Origin of the sequence: Bradyrhizobium sp. 191, assembly GCF_023100985.1 — a bacterium.
Classification (GTDB): Bacteria; Pseudomonadota; Alphaproteobacteria; order Rhizobiales; family Xanthobacteraceae; genus Bradyrhizobium; species Bradyrhizobium diversitatis.
This window is the reverse complement of sequence record NZ_CP064692.1, coordinates 590,651-612,991: the sequence shown is the minus strand read 5'-3', so window position 1 is coordinate 612,991 and position 22,341 is coordinate 590,651. Positions and strand designations below refer to the sequence as shown.

General features: G+C 64.9%; 26 protein-coding genes and 1 pseudogene. 14 read left to right on the top strand and 13 right to left on the bottom strand.

The window, feature by feature from the left end; translation table 11 throughout:
• Positions 1-3: 3 nt before the first annotated feature.
• Positions 4-153 (bottom strand): annotated as a pseudogene (locus IVB23_RS02850) (O-methyltransferase); the annotation flags it as partial.
• A 127-nt stretch (positions 154-280) separates the two neighbouring features.
• Here IVB23_RS02850 and IVB23_RS02845 point away from each other — a divergent pair.
• The gene (locus IVB23_RS02845) at positions 281-922 is read left to right on the top strand and encodes an FMN-binding negative transcriptional regulator (protein ID WP_197967916.1); all 642 of its coding nucleotides are present in this window, start codon (positions 281-283) and stop codon (positions 920-922) included.
• Positions 923-962: 40 nt separating this feature from the next.
• Complete coding sequence (gene pdxY, locus IVB23_RS02840) at positions 963-1,781, top strand: pyridoxal kinase (RefSeq protein WP_247802419.1); 819 nt, start codon at positions 963-965, stop codon at positions 1,779-1,781.
• An 8-nt stretch (positions 1,782-1,789) separates the two neighbouring features.
• Here pdxY and IVB23_RS02835 read toward each other — a convergent pair whose 3' ends face one another.
• Entirely contained in the window at positions 1,790-3,097 is a 1,308-nt protein-coding gene (locus IVB23_RS02835; RefSeq protein ID WP_247802418.1) for a hypothetical protein, read from the bottom strand.
• Positions 3,098-3,354: 257 nt separating this feature from the next.
• Here IVB23_RS02835 and IVB23_RS02830 point away from each other — a divergent pair, with 257 nt between their 5' ends.
• The 3 genes from IVB23_RS02830 (at position 3,355) to IVB23_RS02820 (ending at position 5,102) form a co-directional block, all read left to right on the top strand.
• Positions 3,355-3,558, top strand: coding sequence for a hypothetical protein (locus IVB23_RS02830; RefSeq protein ID WP_247802417.1), 204 nt, complete (start codon positions 3,355-3,357; stop codon positions 3,556-3,558).
• A gap of 171 nt (positions 3,559-3,729) precedes the next feature.
• On the top strand, positions 3,730-3,984 hold the full coding sequence (locus tag IVB23_RS02825) for a hypothetical protein (protein ID WP_247802416.1): 255 nt from the start codon (positions 3,730-3,732) through the stop codon (positions 3,982-3,984).
• Positions 3,985-4,181: 197 nt separating this feature from the next.
• Positions 4,182-5,102, top strand: a complete 921-nt coding sequence (locus tag IVB23_RS02820) for a DMT family transporter (RefSeq protein ID WP_061876570.1) — start codon at positions 4,182-4,184, stop codon at positions 5,100-5,102.
• 6 nt (positions 5,103-5,108) lie between these two features.
• Here IVB23_RS02820 and IVB23_RS02815 read toward each other — a convergent pair whose 3' ends face one another.
• Both IVB23_RS02815 and IVB23_RS02810 read right to left on the bottom strand, forming a co-directional pair.
• The gene (locus IVB23_RS02815; protein WP_247802415.1) at positions 5,109-5,459 is read right to left on the bottom strand and encodes a zinc ribbon domain-containing protein YjdM; all 351 of its coding nucleotides are present in this window, start codon (positions 5,457-5,459) and stop codon (positions 5,109-5,111) included.
• A 109-nt stretch (positions 5,460-5,568) separates the two neighbouring features.
• The gene (locus tag IVB23_RS02810) at positions 5,569-5,742 is read right to left on the bottom strand and encodes a hypothetical protein (protein WP_018644642.1); all 174 of its coding nucleotides are present in this window, start codon (positions 5,740-5,742) and stop codon (positions 5,569-5,571) included.
• A 169-nt stretch (positions 5,743-5,911) separates the two neighbouring features.
• Here IVB23_RS02810 and IVB23_RS02805 point away from each other — a divergent pair, with 169 nt between their 5' ends.
• From IVB23_RS02805 to IVB23_RS02780, 6 genes are all read left to right on the top strand, one after another.
• A complete protein-coding gene (locus IVB23_RS02805) occupies positions 5,912-6,364 on the top strand; it encodes a pyridoxamine 5'-phosphate oxidase family protein (RefSeq protein ID WP_247802414.1) in 453 nt (150 codons plus the stop codon).
• Positions 6,365-6,485: 121 nt separating this feature from the next.
• A complete protein-coding gene (locus tag IVB23_RS02800; protein WP_247802413.1) occupies positions 6,486-6,845 on the top strand; it encodes a cytochrome c in 360 nt (119 codons plus the stop codon).
• A gap of 207 nt (positions 6,846-7,052) precedes the next feature.
• Positions 7,053-7,457 carry a VOC family protein gene (locus tag IVB23_RS02795; protein ID WP_197967923.1) on the top strand — a complete coding sequence of 135 codons (405 nt, stop codon included), beginning with the start codon at positions 7,053-7,055 and terminating at the stop codon, positions 7,455-7,457.
• Between the two features lie 54 nt (positions 7,458-7,511).
• Positions 7,512-8,171, top strand: a complete 660-nt coding sequence (locus IVB23_RS02790; RefSeq protein ID WP_247802412.1) for a cell envelope biogenesis protein TolA — start codon at positions 7,512-7,514, stop codon at positions 8,169-8,171.
• A 158-nt stretch (positions 8,172-8,329) separates the two neighbouring features.
• On the top strand, positions 8,330-8,866 hold the full coding sequence (locus IVB23_RS02785) for a helix-turn-helix domain-containing protein (RefSeq protein ID WP_247802411.1): 537 nt from the start codon (positions 8,330-8,332) through the stop codon (positions 8,864-8,866).
• A 162-nt stretch (positions 8,867-9,028) separates the two neighbouring features.
• On the top strand, positions 9,029-9,304 hold the full coding sequence (locus IVB23_RS02780; protein ID WP_061876575.1) for a hypothetical protein: 276 nt from the start codon (positions 9,029-9,031) through the stop codon (positions 9,302-9,304).
• Between the two features lie 105 nt (positions 9,305-9,409).
• Here the strand turns inward: IVB23_RS02780 and IVB23_RS02775 are convergent, their stop codons facing one another.
• The 3 genes from IVB23_RS02775 to IVB23_RS02765 all read right to left on the bottom strand — a co-directional run bounded on the left by IVB23_RS02775 (position 9,410) and on the right by IVB23_RS02765 (position 12,914).
• Positions 9,410-10,207 (bottom strand): transglycosylase SLT domain-containing protein, encoded by a 798-nt coding sequence (locus tag IVB23_RS02775; RefSeq protein WP_247802410.1) that lies wholly within the window; start codon positions 10,205-10,207, stop codon positions 9,410-9,412.
• A 217-nt stretch (positions 10,208-10,424) separates the two neighbouring features.
• On the bottom strand, positions 10,425-11,630 hold the full coding sequence (locus IVB23_RS02770; protein ID WP_247802409.1) for a hypothetical protein: 1,206 nt from the start codon (positions 11,628-11,630) through the stop codon (positions 10,425-10,427).
• 81 nt (positions 11,631-11,711) lie between these two features.
• On the bottom strand, positions 11,712-12,914 hold the full coding sequence (locus IVB23_RS02765; RefSeq protein WP_247802408.1) for a hypothetical protein: 1,203 nt from the start codon (positions 12,912-12,914) through the stop codon (positions 11,712-11,714).
• A 277-nt stretch (positions 12,915-13,191) separates the two neighbouring features.
• On the opposite strand from IVB23_RS02765, the gene IVB23_RS02760 reads away from it, so the two are divergent.
• Positions 13,192-13,458, top strand: a complete 267-nt coding sequence (locus IVB23_RS02760) for a DUF2312 domain-containing protein (protein WP_025575662.1) — start codon at positions 13,192-13,194, stop codon at positions 13,456-13,458.
• 413 nt (positions 13,459-13,871) lie between these two features.
• On the opposite strand, the gene IVB23_RS02755 is transcribed toward IVB23_RS02760, so the two are convergent.
• The gene (locus IVB23_RS02755) at positions 13,872-14,102 is read right to left on the bottom strand and encodes a hypothetical protein (protein ID WP_061876578.1); all 231 of its coding nucleotides are present in this window, start codon (positions 14,100-14,102) and stop codon (positions 13,872-13,874) included.
• A gap of 339 nt (positions 14,103-14,441) precedes the next feature.
• On the opposite strand from IVB23_RS02755, the gene IVB23_RS02750 reads away from it, so the two are divergent.
• A complete protein-coding gene (locus tag IVB23_RS02750) occupies positions 14,442-14,729 on the top strand; it encodes a hypothetical protein (RefSeq protein WP_247802407.1) in 288 nt (95 codons plus the stop codon).
• Between the two features lie 107 nt (positions 14,730-14,836).
• Here the strand turns inward: IVB23_RS02750 and IVB23_RS02745 are convergent, their stop codons facing one another.
• The 5 genes from IVB23_RS02745 to IVB23_RS02725 all read right to left on the bottom strand — a co-directional run bounded on the left by IVB23_RS02745 (position 14,837) and on the right by IVB23_RS02725 (position 20,592).
• Entirely contained in the window at positions 14,837-15,481 is a 645-nt protein-coding gene (locus IVB23_RS02745) for a phasin family protein (RefSeq protein WP_197967930.1), read from the bottom strand.
• 109 nt (positions 15,482-15,590) lie between these two features.
• Positions 15,591-16,103 (bottom strand): ParB N-terminal domain-containing protein, encoded by a 513-nt coding sequence (locus tag IVB23_RS02740; RefSeq protein WP_247802406.1) that lies wholly within the window; start codon positions 16,101-16,103, stop codon positions 15,591-15,593.
• A gap of 213 nt (positions 16,104-16,316) precedes the next feature.
• Complete coding sequence (locus IVB23_RS02735; protein WP_061876581.1) at positions 16,317-16,565, bottom strand: DUF2442 domain-containing protein; 249 nt, start codon at positions 16,563-16,565, stop codon at positions 16,317-16,319.
• Between the two features lie 9 nt (positions 16,566-16,574).
• On the bottom strand, positions 16,575-16,790 hold the full coding sequence (locus IVB23_RS02730; RefSeq protein ID WP_246515699.1) for a DUF4160 domain-containing protein: 216 nt from the start codon (positions 16,788-16,790) through the stop codon (positions 16,575-16,577).
• A gap of 31 nt (positions 16,791-16,821) precedes the next feature.
• Positions 16,822-20,592 (bottom strand): vitamin B12-dependent ribonucleotide reductase, encoded by a 3,771-nt coding sequence (locus IVB23_RS02725; protein ID WP_247802405.1) that lies wholly within the window; start codon positions 20,590-20,592, stop codon positions 16,822-16,824.
• An 807-nt stretch (positions 20,593-21,399) separates the two neighbouring features.
• Between IVB23_RS02725 and IVB23_RS02720 the strand changes: the two genes are divergently transcribed.
• The gene (locus IVB23_RS02720) at positions 21,400-22,296 is read left to right on the top strand and encodes a DMT family transporter (RefSeq protein ID WP_061876584.1); all 897 of its coding nucleotides are present in this window, start codon (positions 21,400-21,402) and stop codon (positions 22,294-22,296) included.
• Positions 22,297-22,341 lie beyond the last annotated feature (45 nt).

Sequence of the window (22,341 nt, the reverse complement as noted above, 5' to 3'; positions counted from 1 at the left end):
GCTTCAATCGATCCGCATCGAAAGCTCGACGTCCTCGGCGAAGGCCGTGGACATATAGCCGCTTCCGGGCTGGCGCATGCGGGAGAGATAGTCTGGGCTGTCGTCGGCGACGATGATCGCGCCCGGCTTGAGACGGTCTTCGAGCAGATCGAGCGTCATCCGAATCGCGGCGCTGAGGGATTGCCGGCAGCAGCGTTCGAAGGTTGATTGTTGTTCAGATTTCGGGGGATTATGGGTTAGCCTCGCCGCGTTCGTCATCCATTCATCGAGACCCCGCGCCATGCACGTTCTCCGCGCCCAGTTCCGCATCGAGACACAGCGCGCGCTGGAATTTGCCGCATCTCGCGGCTTCGGCGTGATCGTGGTGGCGGACGAGCGCGGGCCGCGGGCCTCGCACGTGCCATTCGTGCTGACCGAGCGCGGCGGGCACACTGTCGTGCAGATTCACTTCACCGCCAAAAATCCGCTTGTGGCGCTGGCCGATGGCAGCAGACGATTTCTGCTGATCGTTACCGGCGACGATGCCTATGTCTCCAACGACTGGTATGCCTCACGCGACAACGTCTCGACCTGGCTTTACGAAGCGGTGCACCTGTCGGGCGTGGCCCATCTGCGCGGGCTCGACGAGAACCGCGGGCACGGCGATGCGCTGCTCGCAATCTCCGAGGCGCGCTTGCCGAAAGAACCCTGGGACCTCGCGCAGATGGAGCCGGGCAAGCGTGAGAGCATGCTGGCTGCGATCCGCGTCGTCGATCTCGTGGTGGATGAGGTCGAAGGGCAGGCCAAGCTCAACCAGCACAAGAGCGATGCTGACCATGTCGCGGTCGCCGATCGATTGGCGCGGTCGGAGGAGTCGGGTCACCGGCGGCTGGCGCGCAAGATGCAGGCGCTGCGGCAGGGGCTTGGATACGAGATGCCGTAACGCTTGCCTCGCGCAACGTTTGACCTTACGGACCTTCCTCATGCTCGTCATCTCCATTCAGAGCCAGGTGGTCCACGGCCATGTCGGCAACAGCGCGGCCGCCTACGCCATGCAGGCGGAGGGCGTGAACGTTGCGGCGGTGCCGACGACGCTGCTGTCAAACCATCCGCGCTATCCGAGCCTGCGCGGGCGGGTGCTGGAGAGCGATCTCGTCGCCGATCTCCTGAGGGGCGTCGAGGAGCGCGGCCTCGTCGACGAGGCTGCGGTGCTCGTCACCGGCTATTTGGGCTCGCCGGGCAATGCTGCCGTGGTCGCCGATTTCGTCGAGCGGGCGCTCACGCGGAATGCGAAGCTCGTCTATCTCTGCGATCCCGTGATCGGCGATGACGGCCGCGTCTATGTCGCGGACGGCATCTTGGATGTGGTTCGGCACCGGTTGCTGCCGGCGGCGAACCTCACGACGCCGAACCAGTTCGAGCTCGAGCTGCTCTCCGGTCTCACCATTGCCGATGCCCAGGGACTCCGCGCGGCCTGCTCTACGCTCGCAGGGGTGGGCCGCATCGACGTGGTCGCCACCGGCTGCACGCTCGCTGACACGGCGGCGGGGCAGGTGGAGACGATCCTGTGCGCCGACGGGCGATTGTCGCGCTTTGCGACGCCGCGCCTGCCGATCCGTCCCTATGGCACCGGCGACCTCCTCACCGGACTGATCGCGGCGCATCTGGCCAAGGGCGAAGCGCTCGAGTCGGCCGTACGGCTTGCGGTCGACGCGATCTTCGCGGTGCTGGTGCGCACGCAGGACGCCGGCTCCGCCGAGATGCGGCTCGTGCCGCTGCCGACGCGCGGGCCTGACGCCTGATTGACGGTTCAGGTCGCGGGCTTGACGGCCGATTGCGCCGACTTCTGCTGCTTGGCCGAGCTCTTCTGCTCGCGTGCGGCGTGCGCCTTGGACGGCTTGGCGCTGGCGGCGGCCCGCGTCTTTTTCGGCTTGACGTTCGCGGCTTCCTTGCTGTCGGTCGCAACGCCGCGGCGCGAGATGTATTCCTTCCCGTCGATCGGGCCGACATGCGGCGGATCGCGGCCGAGATAGGGGCGGCCGATGCCGAACGCCTTGCCGTTGGCGTCAACCCACTTCCACAGGATCTCGGTCGAGACCCAGCGCTGCGCGCGGTTGTTGCCCTGCGTGCTGACGATGTCGGCCGCCATGCCGTGGCCATAACCGCCGCGCGTGCTGCCTCCGTGATAGGAGCGGTCGGAGGCAGCCTTGAGGCCGCTCGCGATCGACTGGCGATAGTCGTCGCGGAATGCGCTGGTGATGCCCGGCGACAGGCCGGCGGCTTCGGCTGCGAGCAGCGTGCGGAACAGCTTCTTCTTGAAACTCTTGTCCATGCCGCCGATGACGTAGTCCATCATCGACATGCCGGCGCGCTCGGCCGCCTTCGGATCCTTCCAGCCGAAGTCCTGATCGACCAGCTTCGTGAAGCTACGCATCACCGTGACCGTCTTGCCCTTGCGCTTGACGGTGACGGCGCGCCGCTCCTGAACCTTGATAGTGTCCTCCTTGGCGGTGCGCTGATAGAGCGCCCAGAGGTAGCGGTCGATGCAGGCCTCCATGACGAAGCATTCGTCGAGCACGGCGACGGTATCGGCCGGCGGAGATGGCTTGCTTGCGGGCGTGACGGGGCCGCTTGCGATTGCCGCAGGCGACAGTGCGTCCGTCGTCACGATCTCAGTGGGATCCGCGGATGCGAGCTTGACGGGCTCTGGCGCGGGAGCAGGGTCAGCCTCGCTGACGATGGCTACCGGTTCAGGCGAAATCTGCGGCGCGGGCGCCGCCTCTGTCGGCAGGATCAGTGCCGGGTCGGCCGAAGCGAGCTTGATGGCTAAGGCGAGCCCCTCCGGCATTTCCTGCGCGGTCGCCGCCGGGGCAGGCGCCGCAGCGACGGCGGCGGCGATGTCGGCGGTCAAGGCGATGCCGTCCTCGATCGTTGCAGCGCGCGGCACGTCGGCGAGGTCGAGGCGACTAACATCCTTGGCGCGCGAGACGGCAGCCGCATTGGCACCGCTGTTCTCGATGAGGGCAGGCGCATGGGCGGAGAGAGACAACACCAGCCAGCCGGCGAGAACGGCCGAGGGACACGACACCGCCACTAGAAGAGACCGCCGATCGTTCATGACCCCTGCCTCCAAACGGTTCCGTCCGAACCATCTTGTCCGAACAGTCATGATGCAAACAGTTGACGAAACAGTCTTGCACGGAAAGGCAACGCAGCTCGTCGATTGTTCGGGGGATGGTGTGGCGGCGCAATGGCGCAATCGGCGGCTGCGGGCTTTTCGCGGCGGGTGTTGCCGAGTTGCAACGCGAGGTTCCACGCGGTGCTTTGCCTGAGGCCGTGCCGCAACTTTGCGGACGCTGCTGCGTTGGAGGCGCCATGACGCATCCCACGCTTCGTCCCATGGACGCCTTCGATCCCACCGAGCCCGCCATCCTGCACGATCGTCTTTCGGACACGATCATCACCTGGACCGCCGATCAGGCCGATGACTATCGCTGTGCCAGCAGGCCCGCTGGGGACGGAACCGTAGCTTGGAAGACCTATCTCTTCGATGGCTGGGGCAACGTGCTGGGTGGCTGAGTACCGCACGGGGCAGAAGGCCATGTCGCGGCCAGCGTGATTCGGCCAACGCCCTGTACGCATTAGGCATATCGCCATGCATCGCGCGCGCTGTTGCGATGCAGCAAAACATGTCGCAATGCAGCAAGACGCGCCTAAATAGGCTCCGACCTTCACTCTCGGAGCATCACCATGAACAAGAAGACTTTGTCGATCGCCGCCGCCATCCTGACCATCGTGGGCGGCACCGCCGCCGTCGCCGCCGAGCTGCCGACCTATCAGGCCAACGGCCTGCCGGTTTCGCCGCTGCAGGTGCGCGTGCTCGGGGCTGCGCATGTCGAGCAGCAGGTCGCCGCGCCCGCCACGGTCGCCTCGGTCCACCAGGCGAAGGTGCTCAGCCCCCGCAAGGTGACGACCGCGGACGTCACCACGGGCGCGGCCCGCTAAGACTGAGGTCGCCTGAGGCAGATGGGTCTCGCGCAGAGCGAGATTTCACCGCCTCGTGCGGCCATTGACATGATGACGCCGCATGCGCATTGCGCGTGCGGCAATTGCGTTCTACGCGGCATCGTCGCGATGTCTGCGTGCCAGCCCTGCAGCCGCGTGGGTTGAGCGGCGTAGCGCGCCGACATATCGCTTGATCCATGGATCAGCGGACGAGCGGCGCTGACGCTCTCACTCAAAAGAACGACGCAGCGCCGGCACTGCTCGGCGTGGTCTGCGGCCTTGCCGCGGCGCTGTTCTGGGCGCTCGGCTTTGCCGCCACGCGGCACGGCCTCAAGATCGGCTTCACGCCGGTCGATCTCCTGGTGCATCGCTATGTCTGGTCGGGGATCGCGTTCCTGCCGCTGGTGTTGCGCGCCGGAATCTCCGATCTCTGCGGCATCGGCTGGAGCAGGGGCCTCGTGCTGATGGTGCTCGGCGGCCCCGTGATGTCGCTGATCTCCTACAGCGGCTTCCTGTTCGTGCCGCTCGGCCATGGCAGCGTGATCCAGCCCTCTTGCGCGACGCTCGGCGGGTTGCTGCTCGCGGCGGTCGTGCTGAAGGAGCGGATCTCCGCCTCGCGGCTTGCCGGCGCGCTCGTTATCGTCGGGGGCCTCGGCGTGATCGGCGCGGAATCGATCGGCCATATCGGGGCCGACGGCATTCAGGGTGATCTGATCTTCGTGCTCGCCGGGTTCATGTTCGCCGGCTTCGGCGCGATGCTGCGCCGCTGGCGCGTCTCGGCCGTGCCGGCCGCGCTCGTCATCAACGTGCTGTCGCTGCTGCTGGTGCCGGTCTACGTCGCCACGGTCGGCCTCGCCCATATTGCGGCAATCGGCGTGACCGAGAACGCGATCCAGGCGCTTGTGCAGGGCGTGCTTGCCGGCCCCGCCGCGCTCTATCTCTACGCCGTCTCGGTTCAGCGCCTCGGCGTTGCCCGCGCCGCGGTGTTTCCGGCCTGCGTGCCGGCGCTGACGCTGCTCACCGGCTGGCTGCTGCTCGGCGAGCCGCCGACGATGTTGCAGACGGCAGGCCTCGTGACGGTGCTGTGCGGGTTCTACCTGGCACAACGGCAAAGCTAGCGGATCTCAAGCCTTCCGCACGAACTCCGATTTCAGATTCATCGCGCCGATGCCGTCGATCTTGCAGGCGATGTTGTGGCCGTCGCTGGCGTCCTGCAGGCGGATGTTGCGCACCTTGGTGCCGCCCTTGACGACCGAGGACGAGCCCTTGATCTTGAGATCCTTGATCACGATGACGCTGTCGCCGTCGGCGAGCACGTTGCCGTTGGCATCGCGCACGCCGGCATCCCGCGCCGTGTCCGCGGCCGCTTCCGCCGTGCCGCTCCATTCATGGCCGCATTCCGGGCAGACCCAGAGATCGCGGTCCTGATAGGCGTGCTCGGAGCTGCAGGCCGGGCATTTCATCGTGTCGGTCATGTCTGTCTCGTCTCAACGGTTCGTTCGCGGCGCGACCGTAGAGGCGGGAACCGGGAAAGCAAGGAAAAGCTGCAAGCCGCACGGCAGGGCCTCGCCTGCCGGTGCGATATCACCGAAACAGCGCGACGAAGATCACGTAGAGCCAGCCCAGGATGCCGTGGATGATCGCCCACAGGATCGAATGGTTGTTGGTGTAGGAGATCGCGATGGCGAGCGCCGAGCCGAATCCCACGCCGTATTTCGCGCCCTCGACGCGGACGCCGTAATAGCGGTTGCCGTTCATGGTGATGTCTCCTGAATCGTCGGATGAGCGCCGAGCCTATGCGGTCGCCGTGATCCTGGCGAGCGGCATGATCAATCGACCGACGTCGCCCGCGCGGGATTGAGCTGCGTCAACGGCATTACGCGTTAGGGTCGTATCCTCTCGCCGAATGACCACCGGAGGCGAAGCGATGGACGACACGCTCAGAGCAAAAATCCAGGCCTTGCTGGACCAGCACCGCACGATGCGGATCGCAACCGTTCGCCCGGATGGCTGGCCGCAGGTGACGACCGTCGGCTACGCCAACATAGGCTTCACCATCTACTTCCTCTGCGGCATCGACAGCCAGAAGGCGCAGAACCTGTCCCGGGACGACCGCGTCTCGCTGGCGATCGACGACGACCCGGCGGAAGTGATGGAGATCACCGGCCTGTCCATGGCGGCGCGGGCGGTGGCCGTGACCGATCTGGCCGAAGCCGAGAAGGCGATCGCGCTGCTGATGGCGCGCTATCCCGAGCAGAAGGCCCTGGGCCTGACGGTGCCAAAGCCTTCCGAGGTGCGGCTGATCCGCCTCACGCCGACGGTGATCTCGCTGCTCGATTATTCCAAGGGATTTGGCCACACCGATCTCGTGACGTGCTGATGACGCGCGCGGTGGTCTGCGAAGACGAGCGGTCATCCGCTCCTCCCTTGACGCAGATCAACCCGGCCTTTCCTTGCAAATCTAGGTTCGATCGATGATTCAATCGCGGTGAGGTTTGGCGATGTCGCACACTGTTCGAATCTCCATCGGCATCGTCATCCTGATCGCCTTGTCGCTGCTGTTCCTCTTCAGCGTCGTCCACACCGCCGCGGGGGCCCCAAGGCCCGGCTCGCGCACGATCGCCGAAGGACAGCGCCTGGCGCAGGCGTGGTGCCAGTCGTGTCACGCGGTCGAGCGGCACATGACCGATTTCTTCGACGAAGCGCCGAGCTTCCAGGCCATCGCAGACCGGCAAGGCACCACCGCGCTGTCGCTCAAGGTGTTCTGGCGGACCAGCCATCGGAACATGCCGAACCTGGTGATCTCGCCGGAGCAGGCGGATGCGCTCTCGGCCTATATCCTCAGCCTCAAGAGCGAATGAGGGACCGGCCAAAGCACATCTTTGCGAAAACAACCCCATGCACAGTAGGCATGGCCATGGAATCGCTGGGGATTTGATCTGACTTCGGCGATACCGAATTTCGTTTGCGCCGTCGGGCAAAACAGGTGCATGATGTCACGGTGGAGTCCCCTCGACGTCCAGGCGCTCGATGCGTAGCCTCCGCCCGTAACGCGCGACGAGCCCGCCATGTCCTTCCTTCTCAACATCGACGTCCCCGACGTCGCCAAAGCCACGACCTTCTACACCGAAGCCTTCGGCCTGACGGTCGGCCGCCGCTTCGGCGCCGACTTCGTCGAGCTCAACGGCTGGCCGGCGCCGGTGTATCTCCTGACCAAGCAGGCCGGCACGATCGGCGCCGGCGGCGACCGCCGCCGCTACGAGCGGCATTGGACGCCCATGCATATCGACGTCGTCGTTGACGACGTCGACGCCGCCGTCGCGCGTGCGCTCAGTGCGGGTGCGATCCTCGAGGCGCCCGCGCGCGATGCGCCCTATGGCCGGATCGCGATGCTGGCCGATCCGTTCGGGCACGGGTTCTGTCTGCTGGCGTTCAGCGCGAGAGGGTATGACGCGTTGTTGGGGAGTTCGTAGTTCGCGACCGGGCTACGATCGCCAGCGGGACAGCGAAGCCAGAATCGGGGCGGCATGCCAAAGCAGGCGAAAAGCAAATCGACGAGGAAGCTGAAGACCTACCAGACCTCGCTCGGGTTCTACGATCAGGCGATCGCCGCGCCCTCGATGAAGGCAGCGCTGCAGGCCTGGGGCGCCAGCTCCAACCTGTTCCATCAGGGCGCGGCGAAGGAGACCGACGACCCCGACATCGTCGCGGCGACCATGGCGAAGCCGGGTGTCGTGCTCAGACGTCCGGTCGGCTCGGACGGCCCGTTCACCGAGAGTGCGGAGCTGCCGACCGATCTCGGCGAGGGCAAGTCCGAACGCAAGCCCAAGAGGTCGCCCAAGAGCAAATCCAGGAAGCGCACGGCCAGGACCGCAAGGAAACCGTCCCGCAAGATCGACGATCAGGCGGCGCGCAAGGCTGCGGCGGCATTCGAGAAGGAGGAACGGCGGCGCGAAGCCGAGCGAAGGAAAGAGGAGGCCGCCCGCGCCAGGGAACGCGCGCGCCGGGAGAAGGCTGTCGCGACAGCGCAGGCGGCGTTTGACAAAGCGAGGCGGGAGCACGAGGCGCGGGCGGAGGAGATCGAAGCCGAGCGGACCGCGCTCGACGAACGCGCCGAGGCCGAGCAGGACCGCTGGGACAAGCAGCGGATGAAGCTGGAGCAGGCGCTGCGCCGGGCGCGGGAGTAGCTTGCGCAGGCCGGGAGGGATTCCTTTACCACGCCATCCAGTCCCGGCCGAACCGCCGGACGTTTAGGAGTTGCGCCAAAGTTCTGCGGTATCCTCGCTGTGATTGCGGATGCGTCGGACACGCCGTGCGACGCCGCCGCACGATCACGGGATCTGTCATGAGCGATCATCGCGCCGCAGTCAGGCATCACACCTTGCGCACCGGCATCGTCGAATTCGACAACGGCACCGGCAGCACCGTCAGCGTGCCCTGTACGATTCGCGACGTCTCCGGCACCGGCGCGCGACTGCAACTCAACTCCTCGCTATGGGTCGCCGAAGCGTTCACGCTGGTTTTCGCGAGCGGCCTGCGCAAGGCCTGCCGCGTTGCCTGGCGCAAGGAGCGGCTGATCGGCAGCGCGTTTGCGGACGGCTATGCCAGCGTGGACGAGCAGGCCGCCATGATGACCGCGGGGGAACAGGCCCGGCACCGCCTCGGCATCGGCGCGCGCGTCAAGGCGGCGCGCGAAAAGCGCGACTACACGCAAGCCCAGCTCGCCGAGCGCCTCAGCGTGACGCCGGCGTTCGTGGTGCAGGCCGAGCAGGGCGAGGTAGACATTCCACTGTACCAGCTGATGCACATCGCCGATCTCTTGATGGTCGGCCTCGACGGGCTCGTGGCGGGCCCGGCGCCGGAGGAGGTGGATGCGGCGTAGGACGTCACGGTCCGTCGCCCGGTCTCGGTCCGTTCGCATTGCGCGCGCTGAAATGCCGTTCAAAAGCGGGCGTCTCGAAGGATGGCCGCAGAAAAACTCGCGCGAAATTTGCTTGCCTTGCCCGGCATCCTTTTGCACTCTCGCTGAGAAGGAGACCAACGCATGACAAAGATGACCGTCGCCTATGCGCTCGGAACGGCCCTGGTGCTCAGCCTCGCAACATCGGCTGCCGACGCAAAGCCGCGGAAGCAAGTGGTTCGCGCACCGCAGGAGCGGCTGATCGTCACGGCGCCGGTGCTGCGGCCGACGCCGTGGGACTACAACATCGTTCCGCGCTATCGCTATCGTCCCGAGGACGACAAGGTCGATCCCTACGGTCCGCCGCTGGTGCCGTCCTATGTTCGCTACGAGGGATGGCGCTGGCCGTATTGGTGGTAGAGCCGGGCCACGCGCGTGGTCTCGTAGCCCGGATGAGCGAAGCGATATCCGGGGTGATTCGGCAACGGAAGTCCCCGGATGTCGCTTCGCTCATCCGGGCTACGGCTAATCGCCGCCCTCCGCCGCAAGCCGCAGAAACTGCCGCTTCATCGCGTTGACCCTGGCGAGGTAACCCGCGACGAGGTGATCGCCGCAGCGCTCGCCGGCGAGCATCTGAAACTTGCGGCGCGCATAGGCCGTGGCGGGGCCTGCGCCGCAGAGATGGATGAAGGCGGCCAGATCCTGCTTCTGCGTCGCGTTTGCCTTGATATCGTCCGCGAGGGAGAGAACCAGCGCCATTTGGCGGTCGAGATACACCGAGGCCAGCTCGATGGCGTGGCTCGGGACCGCGCGGATGTAGAAGCTGGTGAAGCCGCAGCCGGTCTGCGTGACCGCGTTGCCGCGAACACAGAACCGCGCGGCCTCCGCGAAGGCCGGGTCGGTCATCTGGAACAGGCCGACCGCGCTTGAGGCGGGCCGGTAGATCGCCAGTGGATTGAAGCTCCATCGCCAGCGCCAATAGGTGCGCGCCACCGGATTGCCCGAGCTCTCGACCTGCGCCAGCGCGGCCAGCAATTCCGGCGGGATCGTCGCGGTGGAAGCTTTCCGGAATAGCGGACCGTAGCTCGCCCAAGTCTCCGCCGGCTCCTTGTCGAGGGCGTGGCCGACGAGGACGAACAGCTCAGTCGGCTTGCGGATCAACTGAAAGGCGATGTTCAGAAGCGCGACGGCCGCAAGCAGCACCGCCACGCTGCCTCCGATCCTGACCGTCCGCGGTGCGCGCGCGAACCTCCTTCGAACCCACCGAGCGCTCCGCCGGACGCTGCGAAGGCGGGAGAGGAGGCTCTTGCTTTTGGTTGGCATGGGCTGTGAGCGCGCAATCGCGGAGACTGTGGACCTGGTTGGCGCTGTCTACCACGTGAAGCGGGCCGCAGATCCCGCATTTGAGAGCGGCTTCCGCAGGCAATCCGCTTCCCTTATGCGAACGTCCCGGGTTGAGGGGATTTGCGGGGCGGCGAAGGTGTAGCCCGCGTCCCGCCCCGCTGCAGGCGGAGCGAGACGGTTACTTGGACCAACTCGCTCAGATCAGGAAGTCGGTCGCGTGCAAGCTCGCCGCCTGGACGCCGTCGAGCGTGATGGTGTCGTTCGCCGAGAGATGAATCACGGCATCGCCAGCGGTGTTGTCGCTGATCAGTTTCGACAGCGCCGCCCAGTCCGCAAACCCATAGTCTTGCACGTTGATCAGGTCGTGCTCGGTCACGGTACTGCCGACCGCCTTGTTGCCTTGATCGAAGTCGGTGACGAGATCGTTGCCGGAGCCGGTGTTGAAGACGAAGGTGTCGCTGTTGCCGCCGCCGGAAAGCTGGTCATCGCCGGCGCCGCCGTTGAGGATATCCCTGCCGCCGGTGATCGAGCCCGGCGTGGCTGGGGCATAGCTCGCGGCATCGCCATAGAGGTGATCGTAAGTTGCCCCGCCGGTGAGGATATCGTTACCGCCCTGGGCATTGCCGGACATGGTCCGCGCATCGCCGTAGAGCTCCGGGTGCGCAAACTGGATGGTGTCGATGCCATCGAATTCGAGCGTGAGAATGTCATCTCCCCCTCGAGCATTGTCGGTCAGCGAGGTCACCGAATCTCCGTAGCCAAATCCGCCGGTCATGACGACCTCGGTGCCTAAGGTGAAGGTGATGTTGTCATTGCCGCCATGCGCATCGCCGCCGATGGAGCCGATGGCATCGCCGCTGGCTGTCGCAAAGCCCTGCAGGGTGTCCACATCGATTGCGAGCGTGTCATTGCCGCCCTGCGCCGTGCCGGTCATGGAACCACCGGCATCGCCGGCGTACACGTGGTCGTAGCTTCGCCAGCCCACCGCGCTCGTGATGGTGTCGCTGCCGCCGTGCGAATTGCCGGACATGTCGCCGGCGACATCCCCGAAAACATGCACGTCGGTGTAAAGCGAGTCGGCCCCGACACTGATCGTGTCGTTGCCGCCCCTGGCGTCGTCGGTCATCGCCCCGGCGTCGCCGACCACGAGGAAGGCATTCCAGCCGTAGCTGCCAGTCACGGTCAGGGTGTCGTTGCCGCCGCGGGAGTGGCCATGCAGCGTCGTGTTGTCCTCGCCGAAGATCGTGACGTCCACTTCAGGCTGGGTGACGGTGACCGTCACGGTGTCGTTGCCGCCCCAGGCATCCGTGGCGGTCGGGAAATTCGGATCGCCGTAGAGGGTTTCGATTTGACCAAACTGGTCGAGCAGGACGTCGATGGTGTCGTTTGGCAGATATTGCATGGCGTAACTCCCATTTCGTTGCAATCTCCGATGTCGCCCCATGCGCCACGGAGCGACATCGCGGCTTTTCGATTCAGTTCCTCAGATGATGAAGTCGGTCGGATGCAGGTTCGCCGTCTTGACGCCGTCCAGCGTGATCGCATCATTGGCCGACAGGTGGATCACGGCATCGCCGGCGGTGTTGTCGCTGATCAGGCTCGACAGTGCCGCCCAGTCGGCAAAGCCGTAGTCTTGCACGTCGATCAGATCGTGCTCCGCCGCGGTGCTGCCGACGGCCCTGTTGCCCTGATCGAAGTCGTTGATCGTGTCGTTGCCGGAACCGGTGTTGAAGACGAAGAGGTCGCTGTTCCCCCCGCCCCACAGCTGGTCGTCGCCGGCTCCGCCGTTCAGCGTGTCGATGCCGCCGGTGATCGAGCCGGGCGATGCGGGTTCATAGGTCCGTGCATCGCCATACATGAAGTCCCGGCCGGCGCCGCCGTCGAGGATATCGTTGCCGCCCTGGGAATGACCCGCCATGACCGGCGCGTCGCCGAACACCGACGAGATCGCATCCGCGTACTGGCCGTCGATCTCGACGGTGAGGACATCGTCGCCGCCCTGGGCAAAATCCATCAGGGACGTCGACGAATCCCCCGACAGGGATGCGCCGGATATGGGGCTGTCGCCGTTCAGCGTGACGGTCAAGCTGTCGTTGCCGCCTTGCGCAAGGCCGCGCAGGGAACCGATGGCGTCGCCGCTGACCGTCGCCGCGCCGTCGATGGTGAGCACGCTGACATCGAGCGTGTCGTTGCCACCGTGCGAGGTGTCGATCATGGAGCCGCCGGCATCGCCCGCGAACAGGTTGGCGCCACCGCGCCACCCGATCGACCCGGTGATGTCGTCATTGCCGCCCTGCGCATTGCCCGACATGTCGCCCGCGACATCGCCGAAGGCCGAGACAGTGGTGTAGACCGTGCCATGGGCATCCGCGACGATGGTGTCGTTGCCGCCCCTGGCGTCGTCGATCATCGATTGGGTGTCGCCGACCACGAGGCCGGTGTTCCAGCCGCCGCCGATGTCGGCGATGAGCGTGTCATTGCCGCCTTGCGAGTGATCAAGCAGCATCGTGTGGTCATCGCCGAAGATCGTCAGGCGCGTATTGAGCTCCGTGACGGTGGCCGTCACGGTATCGTTGCCGCCCCAGACGTCCCTGGCTGCGGGAAAGCCGGGGTCTCCGTAGACGGTCTCGATCTGACCAAACTGGTCGAGGGTGACGTCGATGGTATCGTTCGGCAGATGCTGCATGGCGTAGCTCCCATTTCATTATCGGAAGCGGGCCTGACGCCTGCAGAGTTTCTTGCAAGTCGCGTTGTTGACCACGCTTCAGGGGAGAAATCTACCTTTGGTAGATGGCAGAGATTTGTAGGAATTCGGGAGAGAGTTTGGTGGCGTGCATGGAACCGCGGCAGCGTTCGTCGAGATCGCCACGGCAAGTTTGCGCGTCCCGTGAAGACGGCGAGGGTTAACACATTGGACATTTCTTTGCGGTCATTTTCACGACCTTAGTCAGCAAAGAGGCACCATGTCCGACATCACCATTCCCGGCGGCAAGATCCGTTCCTTCGTCGAGCGGATCGAGAACCTCGACAGCGAAATGCAGGAGTTGAGCGAGCAGAAGAAGGAAGTCTTCGCGGAAGCGAAGGGCGAGGGCTTCGACGTGAAGATCCTCAAGGAGATCATCAAGCTGCGCAAGGAAGACAAGAACGAGCGCGACGAGCGCGAAAGCCTGCTCGACCTCTACATGCGGGCGATGGAAACGGCCTCGCCGGAGCAGGCGAAGGCGGCGTGAGAGCATTGGGTTGATCGGTGAGGGAGAGATGGCCGCGATCGCTGGGATTGCGGCCGTCATGCGGTGGCAACCACGAAGAAGTGGAGCGCAGCAGAACCCACCGTCATTCCGGGGCGCGCGAAGCGCGAGCCCGGAATCCATTGCGCCACTCGTCGTGCCGATGGATTTTCGGGCTCGCGCCCAAGCGGGCGCGCCCCGGAATGACGGCGCAAAGGGTGTCTTCGTCGGAACGGCAGTGGCTCGTAGGATGGTTAGAGCGAAAGCGAGAACCCATCAATAGTCGTCGAGGAATGATCGGTTTCGCAAGGGCTCTGCCCATCCTACGAGCTGTTACCGTAATCATCGGTTCACCGATCCTGATCGAACAGTCGTGATCGGTGTTGCTTGCGGCACAGCGTAACTCGCCCTACGGGCTAAAAGTTCGCGCCCGACGCCATCAGCACGGCACCGGCGGCCATCAGAACGATTCCCGGCCAGTTCGATGCGATCCCAAGAAATCCCAGGCCGCGGCGAGGCGGCTCCAGCGTGCCGCGAACCGGTCGAGAGGAATCCCGACCGCTAAGGGGCCCCCGCCAAATCGTGGCGCGCAGCATGTACAGGAGTCCACCAAAGATGAGCAGCGCGCCAAGTCCCGTCAGGAACATTTTCGCCTCTCAACTTGTCACTGCCCACCCGTAACGGAGGCAGTACATTTCAAAGCAACAGCGGACGAATAAGTTCCGCTACTCAAGCGCCGCGGGATGGGTTGGGGCCTTGCAAGACCCTTCACTTTCGGCGCAGCAGTCGATGGGTATCACTTCCGCGCTCGCTCGCCGAGCTACGGTGGATAAGCCGCTCTATGCCTCACATCCTGGGGGCCGACCGTTGGCTCATTCCTGCCGGCTCTCGCTGGTGGGAGATCCCACATTCATGAAAATTCGTTCGAGAGGAACGGGGCGTTGGGTCCATTCGTTGCATTGCGGGGCTCTTGGGAGGAAGACGTCATGAAAGCAATGATCATTGCGCTTTCGGCTGCCGTTGTCATGGCTACAGCCCCAGCCGTGTTTGCTCAGGGTGTATCCAGCAAGACGCCAGGTCATGAGATGCAGCAAATAGGTTCCAAAAAGGGCGAGCCGGGCGCTTCCAGCTATGCTCTTGGGCATAAGAAGAAGCACGCCAAGTCCTCGAAGAGCACCGGCCCCGGTGCCTCGAGCTACGCTCCAGGACAAACCACAGGACAGACCACCGGCGCGAGCACGAGGCCGACCACCGGCTCGAAGTCAGGGTACTGAACTCCAGGCGGTCCTCAAGCGCGTAAGGTGGGTTAGCTCCGCGACGGCGCAAAGCGCAGTTCGCGTGGCGTAACCCACCTCGTTCATCCCGGCGCGCGGAACTGCCGTCAGTGACGCATCGCGCGGATTTCGAGCGTCGTCTGGGTGAGCCTGGCCACGAACCCCTCAAAATGCATGACCCTTTGTCTGGTCAATTGTTCATGCAACTCGGTGATCTTCTGGGATTCGGCGACAAACGAATCGCTCGCCTGCTTCGCGTACGCCATCTGAAGCTCAAACGCCTCGACGGGTGAACGCGCCGCCGCGAGCTTTCCCAGAAAGCTCCAGGCTTGCTCGAGCGACGTCCTGATGTAGTCGCTATAGGCGTCGGCAATTGCCTGCGTGCTGGCCTGGAAGGGTTCGACCGGCGCGACGGGCGGGCTTGCAGCGATCTCCATCCCGGGCGACTCGTCCGGCAAGGCTGCAGCCGAAGGTATCTCCCCACTGATCTCTCGGCCCGGCTTTTGCTCGGAATCTTGCCTGTTCTCCGCCGAGGCATCCGACAATAGATGCGCTGCACTTGCGCGTTGCTCGCCGGCCCCGGTCCGTTGTCCCGACTTCTTCTTACCGCCGCGCCGGCCGGATTTTCCCGTCGGCTTGTTGTCCACCGCACTCAACATTGCAAATGGCTCCCGAATATCGATGAAGCCGCGAGCCTCCGTCGCGTTTGCGCTGAAATCGCGATTGTGGGCTGTCGCTTGCGTGGCGGCCATGTGGTGAGATTTTGCCGCTGCATGTTTGATGCATCCGGCAAGAAGTCGCCGATCCTGATCGCTGCGGGATTGCCGTGGCGCACCGGCATCGAAATTCTGGCGCCGACAATCAATAGCGGCCGCCGCTGCCCTTTTGCTGGGTGATCCAGTCCGACAATGATTTGGGCTTCGATTTCGCAATCCGACCCGCTGATACCTTCGGAGCGTCGCGGAGGCCGTTCGTCGGACCGGTGCGCGGCGCTTGCGTTGCGATGACGCGCTGCGCGGCAGCCGACGATGCCTCCGCGGCTTCCTTCTCCAGGCGCAACTGTTTCAATCGCGCCATCTTGATGCGCTCCGCCTCGACTTCGGGTCGGTCGGCGAGCTGCGGCCTGTGTTGAGCAAGCTCGGCCGGGACCAGGACACCGAGAATGGTCGTCTCGCCGAGCGCCTTGCAGGCTTCGAGCCGATGCAGTCCCTCGACCAGAACGAGGCGGTCTCCGTCGCGCCGAACGGAAATGGGCGCCTGCTGTCCGATCTCCAGAATGCTTTCCGCGATCTCCCCGACGATCTCGGGCTTGATGGCCTTCTGCTTCGTGGGAACGAAGATCTTCTCGATCGGGAAGCTTTCCGGTTTGGGCATAATCTGACTCCGCTTCTACCGGGCCCGTCGGAACCCATGCCGGTTGGGTGGAGTTTAGGAGGGAAGGGCTCGACCGCAAGGGCAATTCGGAGGAATGCGGTGTGCACCTAATCGGGGGCGCATGCGAAAGTCGGCCGAAGTAGCCCAGATTCGGCGATAGCGAACGAATTTAGTGCACTGTCACCGTTTCCACGTTTCGGCGCGGCGCTCGGCCTACGCCGCGTGCTCCGTCGATCGGGTAACATCCCCACGTCCCGCAAGCAGGCCAGCGATGGAGATATCCTCGTCGAGCGCTTCCCAATGCAGCCCGACGCGGCTCAGCTCGACTCGGTCGCGCTCGTCAGGCGTTGCGTGCAGCAGGCGTGGAAACCACGCCAACGGAATTCCGAGCGTCCGGCCGTCCGACAGTTCGACCCACATCGTGTGTTCGTCAAAGCGAACGCTAGTTGCCGAAATGGTCATGCCAAGCCTTCAGGAGAAGATCGCGGTTGTCCTCGACGACGCCAGGATATTCGAAAGTTCCCGCGGATTGAAGCCATAACTATCGGCGATCGATACGGCCGGTTCGAGCCAGATCTTGGCATCCCGGCCGCCGCCCTTGACGTGAATATGCGCCGGCTCGGGCGGCTGCCCCTCGTTCGAGAAGAAGTAGTAGCGCAAGCCGCCCTGGCGTAATGCAACCGGCATCGATGCCTCCAGGCGGCTTGCGCTGTTGGTATCAGCTACACCCCGTCGTGCTGCCGCACGTATCGCACTTCATGCAGGTCCCATTCCTCACCAGCGTGAAGTTGCCGCACTCCGAGCACATCTCGCCCTCGTAGCCCTTGGCCTTGGCTTCGGCGCGGCGCTCGGCCTTGGTGGGGACGAGCGTTTGCGCGGTGCCGGCCTTGCTCCATTGGAGTTGCTCGAGCTTCTCCGTCGGCGACAGATCGTGGCTCGCTTCCTGCTTCAGGGCGACGGCGCCTTCGAGGGCGTCACTGAGGCGGGCGCTCGCGCCATGCGAGGCCATCGCCGTGACCTTGCTGCCGCCTGAGGGAGCGCTGTCGTTGCCTTGGCTGACCGCGGTCGAGCCGCCGCGCATCACGAACAAATTGTCGGTGCGGGAGCGGGTGAGGCCGCGCGAGACCAGCTTGGTCGCGTGGTGGCCGCTGTCCTCGTCCGGCTCCTTGCCTTCCTCGACGCCCTTGCCCAGCGCGTCGAAGCCCGTCTCGTTGGGATCGACGTGGGCGAGGTCGAAGCGGGAGAGGTAGCTCACCGCGAGTTCGCGGAAGACGTAGTCGAGGATCGAGGTCGCGTACTTGATGCTGTCGTTGCCCTGCACGGGGCCCGCCGGCTCGAAGCGGGTGAAGGTGAAGGCGTCGACATATTCGTCGAGCGGCACGCCGTATTGCAGGCCGAGCGACACCGCGATGGCGAAGTTGTTGATGAAGGAGCGGAGCGCCGCGCCTTCCTTGTGCATGTCGATGAAGATCTCGCCGAGACGGCCGTCGTCATATTCGCCGGTGCGCAAGTAGACCTTATGTCCGCCGACGACCGCCTTCTGGGTGTAGCCCTTGCGGCGGTCCGGCATCTTCTCGCGCTCGCGCATCACGATGATGCGCTCGACCAGCTTCTCGACGATCTTCTCCGAGACCTGGGCCGCGCGCGCGGCCATCGGCTTCTCGTAGAGGGTCTCGACCGCATCGTCCTCGTCCTCGTCGTCGCTGATGAGCTGCGAGTTGAGCGGCTGGGAGAGCTTGGAGCCGTCGCGATAGAGCGCGTTGGCCTTCAGGGCGAGCTTCCACGACAGCATGTAGGCGGACTTGCAGTCCTCCACCGTGGCGTCGTTCGGCATGTTGATGGTCTTGGAGATCGCGCCCGAGATGAAGGGCTGGCTAGCTGCCATCATGCGGATGTGGCTCTCGACCGAGAGGTACCGCTTGCCGATCTTGCCGCAGGGGTTGGCGCAGTCGAACACCGGATAGTGCTCGGCCTTGAGGTGCGGGGCACCTTCCACCGTCATCGCGCCGCAGATGTGGACGTTGGCCGCCTCGATCTCGCGTTTTGTAAATCCGACGGCCTGAAGGAGATCGAAGCCCGGCGCGGCAATGGCTTCAGCGCCAATGCCCAACTGGTCGCGAATAAAATCCTCGCCGAAGGTCCACTTGTTGAAGGCGAACTTGATGTCGAAGGCGGTCGGCAGGGCCTTCTCGACCTTGGCGATGGCCTCATCGGTGAAGCCCTTGGACTTCAGCGTGGTGACGTTGATGCCGGGGGCGTTCGCCAGCGAGCCGTGGCCGACGGCGTAGGCCTCGATCTCGGCGATCTCGCTCTCGCGATAGCCGAGCGCGCGCAGCGCGGCCGGCACGGCGCGGTTGATGATCTTGAAGTAGCCGCCGCCGGCGAGCTTCTTGAACTTCACCAGGGCGAAGTCGGGCTCGATGCCGGTGGTGTCGCAATCCATGACGAGGCCGATCGTGCCGGTCGGCGCGATGACAGTGGTCTGGGCGTTGCGATAGCCGTGCGTCTCGCCGAGCTCGAGCGCCGCATCCCAGGCCGCCTGGGCGTGGCTGACGAGGTCGGGCTGCGGGCAGGAGACGAGGTCGAGCGGCACCGGGTTGACGCTGAGCGCTTCATAGCCGTTGGACTGGCCGTGCGCGGCGCGGCGGTGGTTGCGGATCACGCGCAGCATGTGCTGAGCGTTCTTCTTGTAGCCGGGGAAGGTGCCGAGCTCGGAGGCGATCTCCGCCGAGGTCTTGTAGGTGATGCCGGTCATCACGGCGGTCAGCGCGCCGCAGAGCGCGCGGCCTTCCTTGCTGTCATAGGGCAGGCCCATGGTCATCAGGAGGCCGCCGATATTGGCGTAGCCGAGGCCGAGCGTGCGGAACTCGTAGGAGAGCTCGGCGATCGCCTTGGACGGGAACTGCGCCATCATGACGGAGATTTCCAGCACGATGGTCCAGAGCCGGCACAGGTGCTCGTAACCCTCGACGTCGAAGCGCTTGGTCTCGGTGTTGTAGAACGTCAGCAGGTTCGCCGAGGCGAGGTTGCACGCCGTGTCGTCCAGGAACATGTATTCCGAGCACGGATTGGAGGCGCGGATGTCGCCGGACGCCTTGCAGGTGTGCCAGTCGTTCATCGTGGTGTTGAAGTGCAGGCCCGGGTCGGCCGAGGCCCAGGCGGCGTAGCCGATCTTCTCCCAGAGGTCGCGCGCCTTCAGCGTCTTCGTCACCTTCTTGGAGGTGCGGGCGGTCAGATTCCAGTCGCCATCGGTTTCGACCGCGCGCAGGAAGTCGTCCCGCAGCGAGACCGAGTTGTTGGAGTTCTGGCCTGATACCGTGAGGTAGGCTTCGCTGTCCCAGTCGGTGTCGTAGGTGTCGAACTGGATGTCCTTGTAGCCCTGCTTGGCGAACTGGATGACGCGCTTGATGTAGTTGTCGGGCACGAGGCTGCGGCGCGCCAGCTTGATCTCGCGGCGCAGGGCAGGGTTCTTCTCGGGGTCGAAGCAATCGTCGCCCGAGCCTTCGCAGTTCACGCAGGCCTTCAGCACCGCCTTCAAGTGCTTCTGGTTGATCTTGGATCCCGTGACGAGGGCGGCGACCTTCTGCTCCTCCTTCACCTTCCAGTCGATATAGGTCTCGATGTCGGGGTGATCGACGTCGACCACGACCATCTTGGCGGCGCGGCGCGTGGTGCCGCCGCTCTTGATCGCACCCGCAGCGCGGTCGCCGATCTTGAGGAAGCTCATCAGGCCGGACGAGCGGCCGCCGCCGGAGAGCTTTTCGCCTTCGCCGCGCAGGCGCGAGAAGTTGGAGCCGGTGCCGGAGCCGTATTTGAACAGGCGGGCCTCGCGGACCCAGAGGTCCATGATGCCGCCCTCGTTGACGAGGTCGTCACCGACACCCTGGATGAAGCAGGCATGCGGCTGCGGATGCTCGTAGGCGGACTTGGACTTGGTCAGCTTGCCGGTGAAGGGGTCGACGTAATAATGGCCCTGGCCGGGGCCGTCGATGCCATAGGCCCAGTGCAGGCCGGTGTTGAACCATTGCGGCGAGTTCGGCGCGACCATCTGCATGGCGAGCATGTAGCGGAGCTCGTCGTAGAAGGCCTGGGCATCGTCGTCGGACGAGAAATACTTGCCCTTCCAGCCCCAATAGGTCCAGCAGCCGGCGAGGCGGTCGAACACCTGCTTGGCCGAGAGCTCGCTGACATAGCGCTCCTTCTCGGGGAGAGCGGCGAGGGCATCGGTGTCGGGCACGGAGCGCCAAAGGAAGGAGGGGACGGATTCCTCCTCGACCTTCTTCAGGCGCGCCGCAACGCCCGCTTTGCGGAAATATTTCTGGGCGAGCACGTCGGAGGCGACCTGCGACCACTCGGCCGGCACCTCGACATTCTCAAGCTTGAACACGACCGAGCCGTCGGGATTGCGAATCTCCGACGTGGTCAGGCGGAATTCGATTCCCGCATAAGGTGACTGTCCCGAAGTGGTGTGGCGCCGCTCAATCCGCATGGTCTTGCCCCGTCCTTAATCTTTGACCGGTCCCGCCCCTCGTTGAGGGCGTGCCGGGTCGACATTTCGTTTCGCGGCGCCTTCCGGCCGTCCGGCCTTCGGTCACCGCAGTTCAGCCGGTGGATCCGGCCCTGTTTTTTCCCGGCGCGACGTCGATGCGTGCATCGATCATCCCGCCGGCACGTCCACACCCATCCGCCCCCAAGGGGATGTGCGCGACATGCGTTCAACGCCCCACAACGCCGCTACTTCTCTCACTTCACGCAGGTGTCACTTCGGCACCACCGCGAAGTCTACCTTCCGAGCCTGTTGCCGGCCCGTTCCGGCGCCCCCGGGGAGTCCGCATGTCGAGGGCAGACAAGCCCTCATCCCGCTGCCTTCGTCTGGCTTGGCGGAGTGCAGTCTTGCGGACCCTTTGGGGGAGTGCCGGCGGGACGCAAACTCACTCGCGCCGAACGGACCGAAAGCTAGGACTCTCCGTTGCGCCCGTCAAGAACTAGTGCGAGTTCCTGAATCAAATACTAAATATGGTGGATTGTGGGGGATAACAGGGGTCTTCGCCGCGCCTGTTGTGGAGCCAAGTATCAGTGAGTCCTCAGAGATTCCCAACCGAAAAAATTCGTATCCGGCGAGCTGCGGAGGCTTCATCCCGCTGTTCACAGGGCAGGTATATTTTTCCGGACCGGGATTGCGCCAGGGGGACTCACGTAGCCCTACGGAAGGTGAGGGCAGGCATGCCCGCCGGGACGGTGGTTCGGCCCGCGAATCCGGGCCAAGCTGACCGCGAGATTTTGCCGGATTGCCCACATGCATGATTCGACTCGCCGGGATGCGCGGCCGCGCATCGCCCCGGCCGGCCTGATGTTCCTTGCGATCACCTCGATCGGCTGGGGCTTCAACTGGCCGGTGACGAAATTCCTGCTGGCCGAGCTGCCGCCGCTGACCCTGCGCGGGGTGACCGGCGTGCTCGGGGCGGTGCTGCTGGCGCTGCTCGCGGTGATGCGCCGGCAAAGCCTGCGGGTGGAGGGCGCGATCTGGCCGCGCCTGCTGACCGCGGCCGTGCTCAATGTCACCGGCTGGATGGTGCTGATGGGGCTGGCGCTGCTCTGGCTGCCGGCGAGCGAGGCGGCGCTGATCGCCTATACCATGCCGGTCTGGGCCTCCATCATCGCCTGGCCGGTGCTGGGGGAGCGGCCGACGGTCCTGCGTACGCTCGGGCTGGTGCTGGCCTTCGCGGGGCTCGCCTCGATCATGGGTGGCAACGGCTTTGCCGCCAGCGCTTCGAAGCTGCCGGGCATCATCATGGTGCTCGCCGGCGCATTCGGCTTCGCCCTCGGCACGGTGCTCTCGAAGAAATACCCGATTCACCTGCCGCCGCTCTCGGCGGCGGCCTGGCAGATCGGGATCGGCTGCCTGCCGATCTCGATCGTCGGCCTCCTGATCGAGACCACACATTTGTCCAACGTGACGCCGCTCGGCTGGTGGCTTCTGGTCTATTCGGTCGTCGGGCAGTTCTGCATCGCCTATGTCAGCTGGTTCGCGGCGCTGGCGCGCCTGCCGGCCTCCGTCGCCGCGATCGGGACCATGGCGGTGCCGGTCATCGGCGTCGTCGCCTCGGCGATCGCGCTGGGCGAGCCGCTCGGGGCAGGGCAGATCGCGGCGCTGGTCTTCACGCTGGCCGCCGTGGTGCTGGCGACGCGGTAGAAGCGTGATAAAGCCATTCCGCGCTAGGTGTCCGGACGCCGGGGT

Excerpts from the sequence above, each read along its gene's own strand:
- IVB23_RS02845 (WP_197967916.1), top strand. The coding sequence starts at position 281 with ATGCACGTTCTCCGCGCCCAGTTCCGCATCGAGACACAGCGCGCGCTG.
- pdxY (WP_247802419.1), top strand. The coding sequence starts at position 963 with ATGCTCGTCATCTCCATTCAGAGCCAGGTGGTCCACGGCCATGTCGGC.
- IVB23_RS02835 (WP_247802418.1), bottom strand. The coding sequence starts at position 3,097 with ATGAACGATCGGCGGTCTCTTCTAGTGGCGGTGTCGTGTCCCTCGGCC.
- IVB23_RS02830 (WP_247802417.1), top strand. The coding sequence starts at position 3,355 with ATGACGCATCCCACGCTTCGTCCCATGGACGCCTTCGATCCCACCGAG.
- IVB23_RS02825 (WP_247802416.1), top strand. The coding sequence starts at position 3,730 with ATGAACAAGAAGACTTTGTCGATCGCCGCCGCCATCCTGACCATCGTG.
- IVB23_RS02820 (WP_061876570.1), top strand. The coding sequence starts at position 4,182 with ATGGATCAGCGGACGAGCGGCGCTGACGCTCTCACTCAAAAGAACGAC.
- IVB23_RS02815 (WP_247802415.1), bottom strand. The coding sequence starts at position 5,459 with ATGACCGACACGATGAAATGCCCGGCCTGCAGCTCCGAGCACGCCTAT.
- IVB23_RS02810 (WP_018644642.1), bottom strand. The coding sequence starts at position 5,742 with ATGAACGGCAACCGCTATTACGGCGTCCGCGTCGAGGGCGCGAAATAC.
- IVB23_RS02805 (WP_247802414.1), top strand. The coding sequence starts at position 5,912 with ATGGACGACACGCTCAGAGCAAAAATCCAGGCCTTGCTGGACCAGCAC.
- IVB23_RS02800 (WP_247802413.1), top strand. The coding sequence starts at position 6,486 with ATGTCGCACACTGTTCGAATCTCCATCGGCATCGTCATCCTGATCGCC.
- IVB23_RS02795 (WP_197967923.1), top strand. The coding sequence starts at position 7,053 with ATGTCCTTCCTTCTCAACATCGACGTCCCCGACGTCGCCAAAGCCACG.
- IVB23_RS02790 (WP_247802412.1), top strand. The coding sequence starts at position 7,512 with ATGCCAAAGCAGGCGAAAAGCAAATCGACGAGGAAGCTGAAGACCTAC.
- IVB23_RS02785 (WP_247802411.1), top strand. The coding sequence starts at position 8,330 with ATGAGCGATCATCGCGCCGCAGTCAGGCATCACACCTTGCGCACCGGC.
- IVB23_RS02780 (WP_061876575.1), top strand. The coding sequence starts at position 9,029 with ATGACAAAGATGACCGTCGCCTATGCGCTCGGAACGGCCCTGGTGCTC.
- IVB23_RS02775 (WP_247802410.1), bottom strand. The coding sequence starts at position 10,207 with ATGCCAACCAAAAGCAAGAGCCTCCTCTCCCGCCTTCGCAGCGTCCGG.
- IVB23_RS02770 (WP_247802409.1), bottom strand. The coding sequence starts at position 11,630 with ATGCAATATCTGCCAAACGACACCATCGACGTCCTGCTCGACCAGTTT.
- IVB23_RS02765 (WP_247802408.1), bottom strand. The coding sequence starts at position 12,914 with ATGCAGCATCTGCCGAACGATACCATCGACGTCACCCTCGACCAGTTT.
- IVB23_RS02760 (WP_025575662.1), top strand. The coding sequence starts at position 13,192 with ATGTCCGACATCACCATTCCCGGCGGCAAGATCCGTTCCTTCGTCGAG.
- IVB23_RS02755 (WP_061876578.1), bottom strand. The coding sequence starts at position 14,102 with ATGTTCCTGACGGGACTTGGCGCGCTGCTCATCTTTGGTGGACTCCTG.
- IVB23_RS02750 (WP_247802407.1), top strand. The coding sequence starts at position 14,442 with ATGAAAGCAATGATCATTGCGCTTTCGGCTGCCGTTGTCATGGCTACA.
- IVB23_RS02745 (WP_197967930.1), bottom strand. The coding sequence starts at position 15,481 with ATGGCCGCCACGCAAGCGACAGCCCACAATCGCGATTTCAGCGCAAAC.
- IVB23_RS02740 (WP_247802406.1), bottom strand. The coding sequence starts at position 16,103 with ATGCCCAAACCGGAAAGCTTCCCGATCGAGAAGATCTTCGTTCCCACG.
- IVB23_RS02735 (WP_061876581.1), bottom strand. The coding sequence starts at position 16,565 with ATGACCATTTCGGCAACTAGCGTTCGCTTTGACGAACACACGATGTGG.
- IVB23_RS02730 (WP_246515699.1), bottom strand. The coding sequence starts at position 16,790 with ATGCCGGTTGCATTACGCCAGGGCGGCTTGCGCTACTACTTCTTCTCG.
- IVB23_RS02725 (WP_247802405.1), bottom strand. The coding sequence starts at position 20,592 with ATGCGGATTGAGCGGCGCCACACCACTTCGGGACAGTCACCTTATGCG.
- IVB23_RS02720 (WP_061876584.1), top strand. The coding sequence starts at position 21,400 with ATGCATGATTCGACTCGCCGGGATGCGCGGCCGCGCATCGCCCCGGCC.